Source organism: Hymenobacter sp., assembly GCF_035709525.1.
Taxonomy (GTDB): Bacteria; Bacteroidota; Bacteroidia; order Cytophagales; family Hymenobacteraceae; genus Hymenobacter.
Map to the genome: position 1 here is coordinate 40,553 of NZ_DASTEP010000173.1, position 7,987 is coordinate 48,539.

A 7,987-nucleotide genomic window follows, 5' to 3' on the forward strand; every position below is an offset into this window, starting at 1 on the left:
CCGCGCGGCGGCGCGGGCAGGGTAACCGCAGGCTACAGGCCCTTCGGAATGGTCACCGTCGTTTGGTTGCCCGAGCCCGTGTCCGTTACCTGAATCACGACGCCGGTGGTGCCCTGCGACACCTGCACCTGGTAGCCACCCAGGTTATACGAGCCGGGCTTGATGGCGCCCTGCCCAAACTGTGAGCTTAGCAGCCGGCTCGTGAGCTGCGAGAGTACCTGCTGGTTGAGGCTGGCCGAAAACTGGGCCAATGGGTCTACGGCGGGCGTGGCCTTCACGGGTTCTTCCGTGGTGTTCTGGGCCGTGGCCGAGGCTTGCAGCCACGAGTAGTTGAAGGTATTGCCCCCCCCGAAAGCGGGGTTTTTGGGCTCATACACAAAGTCTTGGGCCTGGGCCGAGTGGGCGCACAGGCCGGCTGCACCAAGCAGCAGCAGCGTAGCAAGCTTTTTCATAGGTAGTCGGTTAGGAAGGTAGTTAGTAGTAGTAGCAGTAGTAGTAGTAGTAATAGCAGGCGTAGCTAATAGCAGTCTTTGGCTTGGCGGTCAGAACGTTTCGAGCGGGGCCTTGTGGCCCGCTTCCAGCTGGCGGCTCACGTTCTGGGCTTCGGTCAGAAAGTCCTGGGCAATGCCCACGGCGTAGAGGGCCGTTTCTTCGAGCTGGTCGAAGCGGGTAGCCAGGGGCAGTTCGAGCAGCTCGGTGTCGTTCACGGTCAGCACCACGAGGCTGGCATTGGCGCGGGCGGGCCGCTCCGACACCACGATGGTGAAGTCGGCCACTCCATTGGGGGCCTCAAACAGGCTGTAAAACAAGTCGTAAAAGTCGTGCCCAAGCTTGGAAATGGCCTGGTCGAGCACTAGGCCCTCGGCTTCGGAGCGCAGCGGGTGCTGGCTGGTCGAGTCGGCCCGCAGTAGCAGGCGCAGGGCCTCTTCGAGCTGCGCCGGGGGCAACGGCTTTTTGGAGGGAGCTACGATGATTTTGGGCGCTACGCTGGCTTTGGGCACGGCCTGGGGCCGGGTGGCGGGCCGGGCCGCCGGCACCGGGTGCCGGGCCGGCGGGGCCACCTGCGCCCAGCTGGCCACGGGGCTGGCGCACGCCAGCAGGCTGCCCCCCAGCAGGGCACCAACCAGTGGCGAAAACAGCGAGCGACGAGCAACCACGTAAAAACCGGCGATTAACAGCACTAATACAAATCGGGCTATAAACATACTAACGATTGTTAGCAATACTATATTTTAAGCTTAAATATTTAAATAAATTTGCCTATTGTATTATCAAAAACTTATTTTACAACGCATTATCTTAGCTAATGAGCTGCTTTACTAGCGCTCAGCTAAGGCGGCAGTAGCCGCCCCGGCCGGCCGGCCACGTGGCCTTCAGGCCAGCGAGTGCGGCACCAGCTGCCCTTTTTGGGCGCGCGTAAGCCCGGCGAGCAATGGCTTCCCTTGTCCTTTTTTGAAATCAGAAGGCCACTGGTATATTCGTTGTCGAATTTATTCACCCCTCTTTCATTTTATGAAAAAAGCTCTATTCCAACTTCTTTTGGTGCTTTTGGTAGCTGCCCAGGCGCAGGCCGCTCCTAAACCCAAGCCCAAACCAGCCGCCGTAGATTCGGCGGCGCTGTACCGGGCCATGCTCGACTCGGTGCAGGGTAGCCTTCGGTACCAGACCGGCCACCTCACGCTGCCCGGCGGCATTGGCGAGCTCACGGTGCCCGCCGGCTACCGCTACCTCGACTCGGCCCAGAGCCGCCGGGTGCTCACCAAGTTTTGGCACAACCCCGACGGCACCAGCCTGGGGATGCTGTTTCCGAAAGACAAGGGGCCGCTCGATGAGCACAGCTGGGCCTACATCATTGAGTATGACCCCATGGGCTATGTGAAGGACGACGATGCCAATGACATCGACTACGCCGACCTGCTGGCCGACATGCAGAAGGACACGGAAGAAGCCAACTCGGAGCGCGAAAAAGCGGGCTACGAGCCCGCCTACCTGCTGGGCTGGGGCGCTACCCCCTACTACGATAAAAACCAGCACGCCCTGCACTGGGCCAAGCTGTTACGCTTTGGCGGCAGCACCGACTCGACGCTCAATTACAACGTGCGCCTGCTGGGCCGCAAGGGGGTGCTGATTCTCAACGCCGTAGCCTCGCCCGAGCAGCTGCCCGAGATTAAGGCCAGCATTCCGGGCCTGCTCGCCAACGTGGGCTTTGCCAAAGGCCAGCAGTACAACGACTACAGCGCGGGCATCGACGAGGTGGCCGCCTACTCCATCGGCGGCCTGGTAGCGGGCAAGGTGCTGGCCAAGGTGGGCTTTTTTGCCGTCCTGCTCAAGTTCTGGAAGCTGGGTATCATCGCATTAGGGGGGCTCTGGGCAGCTATCAAGCGCTTCTTCGGCTTCGGCACCAAAGAGGCGTAGGCAGCCTTCGGCGGCCCTGGGCCGTACAGGAGTGGCTGGCCCACCTGGCAGTTGCCAGGCGGGCCAGCCTTTTACTTTGCGGCAATGGCTTTTCTGCGCGAGCTTTTTCAGAAGAATTTTTCGACCCTCCTCACCATGGCCCTGCTGGTGCTGGTGCCACTGGTGGGCTCCTCATCGCTGGTGCTGGTGCTAGCTAGGCACCAAGAGCTGCTGCACCACCTTACGCCGCTACAGTTGGTGCTGTACTTCGCCCTGATGGGTCTTACGATGGCCGTGGCGCTCACCAATAGCACGTTCGTGGTTATCGTTACGGGTTATTTTCTGGGCTGGGCGGGCCTGCCGGGCATGGTGGCTTCTTATGCGCTGGCGGCCGCGCTGGGCTACGAGCTGGCCCGCCGCCTCGACCAAGACAAGCTGCGGAGCTTTCTGCACCGCTTTCCCAAGGCCGATGCCGTGCTGGCCGAGCTGCACAACCAAAGCTGGCAGCTTATCCTGCTCACGCGCTTGTCGCCGGTGCTGCCCTTTGCGCTCATGACCTTTGTGCTGGCCATCGTGGGGGTGCCGCGCGGGCGCTTTCTGGCCGCCTCGGTACTGGGTATGTTGCCGCGCAGCCTTTTTTTCTACTGGCTTGGCACCAAGGCCTCGGATGTGTGGGCTTTGCTCAACAACCCCGACGAGGGCACGCTCAGCAAGCTGGTGTTACTGGCGCTGGTGGTGGCTTCGCTGCTGGGGCTTTACCTGGTTTTCAATCGGGCCTTGCAGCAAGTGTTGCGCCGCAACGCCCCTACCTCCAAAAATTAGTGACTGACTATGACGACTTTGCCTAGCGGCGGCACATTTTTAAGCATATTTTTCTGCAAGGAGCTTGCTTATCCAAAATTTATCGTGCTACCTTTGCACTCCCAACACGGGACAACGGTTGCATAGCTCAATTGGATAGAGCATCTGACTACGAATCAGAAGGTTTGGGGTTCGACTCCCTATGCGACCACAAAAAAGGCCCTCTACAGCACGTAGAGGGCCTTTTTTATTTTTACTTAGGCGGTAGCTTCAGCACCCGGGGGCAGCGGGCTGCTGGCGTTCACGTTTCAGTTGGTGCGCCAGGTTTGCTACGCCCGGTGGCTGCTTGGTTTCGCGCTGCTTCTATAGCTGGGTAGCCCTGGCGAGCAGCCGCGCAGCAAAGCCGCTCCCTCCTGGAGCCTGCGCGGCCCGGCTCTGCTACTTCCTGCATAGATGCGGCGACAGCTCGCTTACCCAAACGATGGCTTATGCCCAGCGGCTACCTGCTCGTGGCGGCGGGCCGGGTACCGCTGTCATTGCCAGTGCGCGATGCCCTCGGCACCTTCCAAGCTTGGGCCGCTGGGGCCAGGTAGCCAGTGCAGGCTCGGCTAGCCAGCTACTGCATCCCTATCAGTACTATACTACTAATAAGGCTATTGCTCATACAGCGACAGCTATCCAACCCGCACAGCACCCCCCCCGTGTGGCGCCGGCTAATTACGGGCGTGCTTGCATAGAAGCCTTGGTGGTACGGTAGCATTCGAGGCCAAAATTTATTTTTTGAAAATAATTGTACGAAAACAGTATAACTGTCGACTTTTATTTTCTAATTTTAACCTACAAACTCTACCCAAACCACCCGTTTTATCATGATTGCTATTTCTGCTGCTACCGAAAAGAACCGCCAGGCCCTTATCAATGCCGCTATTTCTTATAAGAATGGCTTTGCGACGGAAGTCGCGCCGGCGCATCGGCAAGTGCTCAACCAGTTTGCCCTGGGCCGCCTGACAATAGATGAAGTTGTATATTACTTAGAAGCCGCTGCACCTAGCACAGGCCCTAGCCACTAAGCAACCGGGTAGTACCGCCGGCGGCTATCACCAGCCGGGCCAGCTAGTGGTGAGGCGCAACATAGCTGCCAGCCGCTTAGCCTTCAGCCGCTTCGGGGCGGGGGCAGGCCAGGCCATAGTGCCGGGCATCGAGCAGCGAGGCGGCCAGGGGCTGGTGGGCATCGGCCGCCAGCCCGGCGTGGGCAGTGGCGGACAGGTGGCACACTACCAAGTGCCCGCCGCGCTGCCATAAGCAGGCCGCCACGCGGCGCAGAACCCGCAGCACCCCGGCCGGCAGCGTCCGCACGTGGCGGCAATCGACCCACACACTGGCCGCCGGGCCTTGCAAGATGTTGCGCAGCGCTTGGGCTAGGGGGCGGTAGCTGGTGGCACCGGGATGCAGGGTGAGCAGGCAGCCCTGGGGCAGCTTTTGAACGTGGACGTACATAGCGGGATGAAGTAAGTAAGATAAAAGCAAGACAAAATTATCTTCCTCAGGGTGGCCCATCCAGGTGGCAACTACTTATTTTAGAATAAGATTTATTGGTATTTGAAAGGTGCGGCATTTGCCCGGCCGGCGGGGCGCGGGCCGGGCAAATGCCTCCGTAGTTTACCCAGGCAGCGAAACCGGGTTACTACGCAGTGCACATTGGTAATTTACACTTACCAGACGCGCGGGCTCATCGCGGAACTTTGGGGCATGCAACCAGCCCAGGAAATGTTTCGCCGACGAGTGGTACAAGCCGCCCTGCGGCTCACGGAAGGCACGCCGATGGCGGCCAGCACCTACGAGCAGCAGCTGCTGGAGCAGTTTGTGTGCGGCCAGCTCACCATTGAGGAAGTAATACGCCTGGTCGATGCGGCCCCGCCCGCACCGGGCTGGCCGCCTGGCCCTGCGCCAGCCGGCAGGTAGGGTCGCCGGAGTGCTGATTGCCGCCAACCGACACAAACTCGCGCAGATGGCGGCGGTTTCGAGTATTGTCGAGGGTTGGCCTACCGGGCCTACCGGTGCGGCACCCGCTGCTAGCTCAGCCGTGGAGGCGTAGCCAACAGGAAGCCGTGCGAGATAATCCGCAAAAAACTCAACCACGAGGCAACTAAAGCCGGGCACCACGCTACTTCAAACCAAGGAGAACGTAGCGGTAGTAAAAGTGCCCGCGCAAGCCAACACCGGCCAGCAGGTACAATGCCTCCCAGTGCGCTACTTCCTCAAGCACAGGCGCCCGAACGGCCGGCTTAGTATGGTTAAAAAACTTAGCCCGCCCTACGTCTATCGGGTTTAGTGCCAAATAATTACAAAATTTTAATAGTCAGCCATATAGAATAAAACACACTTGTGATAGGCGTAGCGAGCCTGGCACGCATCTCGCCATTTGCCTGCTGCTACCCGTATAATTGGGCCGCACCAGCCTCGCTTTCCCACCCATGACGCGCGTTTTTTTAGTTGATGACCATCCCTTGGTGCGCGGGGGCCTGCGGGCCATGCTAGCCGATGAGCCCGACCTACTGGTGGTGGGCGAAGCCGAGCACGGCCAGGCCCTGCTCGACCAGCTGGCCGCCGTGCCGGCCGATGTGGTACTGCTCGACGTGAACATGCCCGTGCTCGATGGCCTGGCCACTACCCGGCGCCTGCGCGCCGAGTTTCCCGAGGTGTTCATTCTGGTGCTGTCGATGCTCGGCCACGAGCGCTACGTGTGCCAGCTTTTTGAGGCCGGCGCCCACGGCTACTCGCTCAAAAACGACGAGCCCGAAGAGATTTTACTTGCTATCCACAGCGTGGCGGCGGGCCGCTCCTACCTGTGCAGCGAGCTGAGCCTGCTGCTGCTGGCTAAAGAACAGCGAACCCAGGAAACCGGGCCGGCCGTGGTAGATGCCGAGGCTACCAACCACTACAACCTCTCGCCCCGCGAGCTGGAGGTAATGCGCCTGCTGACCGAGGGCCTCACCAATGCCGACATCGCCGACCAGCTGGGCACCAGCAAGCGCACCGTCGAAACCCTGCGCCAGCAGCTTTTCACCAAGACCGGCACCAAAAACGCCGCCGCGCTCGTGCGCCTGGCCGTGGGCCAGGGCATCGTGCGCTAGGGAGCGGCGGCGGCCCTGGCCGTATCTTTGAGTCTGGCGGGCAGCACCCTAGCGGGCAGCGCCCAGCCAAGCCCAACGGCAAAGGCCGGCACAGCCTTGCTGTCAAGCCCTTTCTCTTTCCGCATGACTTTCTCTTCCGACTCGGCAGCCCCGCTGCAAGCCGCCGCTGCCGAAGTGGCCCGCCACCAGGCCCAGGCCCGGCTAGAGCGCTTTTTTCAGCAGGCGCCATCGCCCATTTGCATTCTCGATGGGCCGCAGCTGGTATACGAGCTGGTAAACCCGGCCTACCAGCGGCTATTTCCGGGGCGGCACCTGCTGGGCAAGCCTATTCTGGCGGCGCTGCCCGAGCTGGCTGGCACGCCCATTCCGGACATCCTGCACGGGGTGTATGCCACGGGCGAGCAGTATGAGGGCCGCGAGGTGCTGGTGCCGCTGGCCCGCGCCGACAACGGACAGCCGGAGAACATCTACTTCAACTTCACCTATCAGGCGCGCTACAGCGAGGAAAACCGCATCGATGGCATCATGGTCTTTGCCAATGAGGTAACCGACCAGGTGCTGGCCCGCCGAACCGTGGAGCAGGCCAACCGCGAGCTCGAGGCCCGCGTGGCCGAGCGCACCGAAGAGCTGCGCGCCGCCCGCGCCGATGCCGAGGCCCAGCGCAATCGCCTGCACGACCTGCTAATGAAAGCTCCGGCCCTGATTTGCCACTTCGAGGGGCCGCAGCACGTGTTTCGGCTCGTCAATCCGCTCTACCAGCAGCTGGTGGGCGAGCGGCCCATTCTGGGCCTACCCATTGGGCAGGCAATGCCCGAACTGGCGGGGCAGCCCATCTTCGGCCTGCTCGACGAGGTATACCGCACGGGCAAAACCTTTTACGCCAATGAAATGCTGGTGCAGCTCGACCACGGCAACTCTGGCGCGCTGGGCAACAACTACTACAATTTCATTTACCAGGCAACTTACGACGCGGCGGGGGCTGTCGACGGCATTCTGGTATTTGCCTACGAGGTAACCACGCAGGTAGTAAGCCGCCAGAAGCTCGAAAAAAGCGAGCAGCGGCTGCAAGAGCTCAACCAGCAGCTGCTGGCCATCAACACGGAAGTGTGGGCCGCCAACGCCGAAATTCAGTCCATGAACGAAGCCCTGGCCCGCCTGCCCACCTTTGGGCCCCTGGCGGCTACTAGTGCCCCACCCTTGGCTTAGCGCCGTTTTTCTCTATCCTGTATTTGATATTCTGGCGCTGCCGCCCCGGCACCCAGCTGCTAAGCATGGCTCTTTCTACGCTGGACTTTCAACAAGCCAGGATTAAGCAAGTTCTTTTTAAATCGCGCCTGCGCTCGGTGCTCTACGGCGTGCGCGAGGCCGACGCGGCGCTGTTTTCGCTGGCCGACAACCCGCTGGGCCAGTGGCTGGCTACCGTAGTAAAGCCCCTCTACGCCGCCCGCCCCGAGGTGCGCGCCATGGAGCAGAACCTGCAAGCTACCCTGCAAGCCGGCCAAGCCCTCGTGCACCAGTACCAGCGCGGCCAGATAGAAGAAGCCCGCACGGGCCTCTCGGCCGTCAACACCTACGCCGACCAGATGGAGGCGCTGCTGCAAGCCCTGGAGAAAGCGGTAGTGAGGTAGTGAGGAGTGGCGGAGCGGGTGAGTGGCTGG

At 61.0% G+C, this 7,987-nt stretch carries 10 protein-coding genes and 1 tRNA gene; 8 read left to right on the plus strand and 3 right to left on the minus strand.

Features of this window, described 5'->3' with window-relative positions; all coding sequences use genetic code 11:
* Positions 1–32: 32 nt before the first annotated feature.
* A complete protein-coding gene (locus VFO93_RS15785; protein ID WP_325135332.1) occupies positions 33–452 on the minus strand; it encodes a curli assembly protein CsgF in 420 nt (139 codons plus the stop codon).
* Between the two features lie 90 nt (positions 453–542).
* Positions 543–1,157 carry a CsgE family curli-type amyloid fiber assembly protein gene (locus VFO93_RS15790; protein ID WP_325135333.1) on the minus strand — a complete coding sequence of 205 codons (615 nt, stop codon included), beginning with the start codon at positions 1,155–1,157 and terminating at the stop codon, positions 543–545.
* Positions 1,158–1,512: 355 nt separating this feature from the next.
* On the opposite strand from VFO93_RS15790, the gene VFO93_RS15795 reads away from it, so the two are divergent.
* From VFO93_RS15795 to VFO93_RS15810, 4 genes are all read left to right on the plus strand, one after another.
* On the plus strand, positions 1,513–2,415 hold the full coding sequence (locus tag VFO93_RS15795) for a DUF2167 domain-containing protein (protein ID WP_325135334.1): 903 nt from the start codon (positions 1,513–1,515) through the stop codon (positions 2,413–2,415).
* An 84-nt stretch (positions 2,416–2,499) separates the two neighbouring features.
* A complete protein-coding gene (locus VFO93_RS15800) occupies positions 2,500–3,216 on the plus strand; it encodes a TVP38/TMEM64 family protein (protein ID WP_325135335.1) in 717 nt (238 codons plus the stop codon).
* A gap of 116 nt (positions 3,217–3,332) precedes the next feature.
* Positions 3,333–3,406 (plus strand) — tRNA-Arg (locus tag VFO93_RS15805).
* A gap of 658 nt (positions 3,407–4,064) precedes the next feature.
* On the plus strand, positions 4,065–4,265 hold the full coding sequence (locus VFO93_RS15810; protein WP_325135336.1) for a hypothetical protein: 201 nt from the start codon (positions 4,065–4,067) through the stop codon (positions 4,263–4,265).
* A 76-nt stretch (positions 4,266–4,341) separates the two neighbouring features.
* Here VFO93_RS15810 and VFO93_RS15815 read toward each other — a convergent pair whose 3' ends face one another.
* A complete protein-coding gene (locus VFO93_RS15815; protein WP_325135337.1) occupies positions 4,342–4,692 on the minus strand; it encodes a hypothetical protein in 351 nt (116 codons plus the stop codon).
* A 252-nt stretch (positions 4,693–4,944) separates the two neighbouring features.
* On the opposite strand from VFO93_RS15815, the gene VFO93_RS15820 reads away from it, so the two are divergent.
* From VFO93_RS15820 to VFO93_RS15835, 4 genes are all read left to right on the plus strand, one after another.
* The gene (locus tag VFO93_RS15820; protein ID WP_325135338.1) at positions 4,945–5,157 is read left to right on the plus strand and encodes a hypothetical protein; all 213 of its coding nucleotides are present in this window, start codon (positions 4,945–4,947) and stop codon (positions 5,155–5,157) included.
* Between the two features lie 512 nt (positions 5,158–5,669).
* Positions 5,670–6,329: a response regulator transcription factor gene (locus VFO93_RS15825; RefSeq protein WP_325135339.1), complete on the plus strand. Its 660-nt coding sequence runs from the start codon at positions 5,670–5,672 to the stop codon at positions 6,327–6,329.
* Between the two features lie 123 nt (positions 6,330–6,452).
* Positions 6,453–7,535 carry a PAS domain-containing protein gene (locus tag VFO93_RS15830; protein ID WP_325135340.1) on the plus strand — a complete coding sequence of 361 codons (1,083 nt, stop codon included), beginning with the start codon at positions 6,453–6,455 and terminating at the stop codon, positions 7,533–7,535.
* A 65-nt stretch (positions 7,536–7,600) separates the two neighbouring features.
* The gene (locus VFO93_RS15835) at positions 7,601–7,957 is read left to right on the plus strand and encodes a hypothetical protein (protein ID WP_325135341.1); all 357 of its coding nucleotides are present in this window, start codon (positions 7,601–7,603) and stop codon (positions 7,955–7,957) included.
* The last annotated feature ends 30 nt before the right edge of the window (positions 7,958–7,987 follow it).

Bases quoted from the DNA above. Each gene is read 5' to 3' on its own strand.
- VFO93_RS15795 (WP_325135334.1), top strand. From the start codon at position 1,513: ATGAAAAAAGCTCTATTCCAACTTCTTTTGGTGCTTTTGGTAGCTGCC.
- VFO93_RS15835 (WP_325135341.1), top strand. From the start codon at position 7,601: ATGGCTCTTTCTACGCTGGACTTTCAACAAGCCAGGATTAAGCAAGTT.
- VFO93_RS15830 (WP_325135340.1), top strand. From the start codon at position 6,453: ATGACTTTCTCTTCCGACTCGGCAGCCCCGCTGCAAGCCGCCGCTGCC.
- VFO93_RS15820 (WP_325135338.1), top strand. From the start codon at position 4,945: ATGCAACCAGCCCAGGAAATGTTTCGCCGACGAGTGGTACAAGCCGCC.
- VFO93_RS15785 (WP_325135332.1), bottom strand. From the start codon at position 452: ATGAAAAAGCTTGCTACGCTGCTGCTGCTTGGTGCAGCCGGCCTGTGC.
- VFO93_RS15815 (WP_325135337.1), bottom strand. From the start codon at position 4,692: ATGTACGTCCACGTTCAAAAGCTGCCCCAGGGCTGCCTGCTCACCCTG.
- VFO93_RS15810 (WP_325135336.1), top strand. From the start codon at position 4,065: ATGATTGCTATTTCTGCTGCTACCGAAAAGAACCGCCAGGCCCTTATC.
- VFO93_RS15800 (WP_325135335.1), top strand. From the start codon at position 2,500: ATGGCTTTTCTGCGCGAGCTTTTTCAGAAGAATTTTTCGACCCTCCTC.
- VFO93_RS15825 (WP_325135339.1), top strand. From the start codon at position 5,670: ATGACGCGCGTTTTTTTAGTTGATGACCATCCCTTGGTGCGCGGGGGC.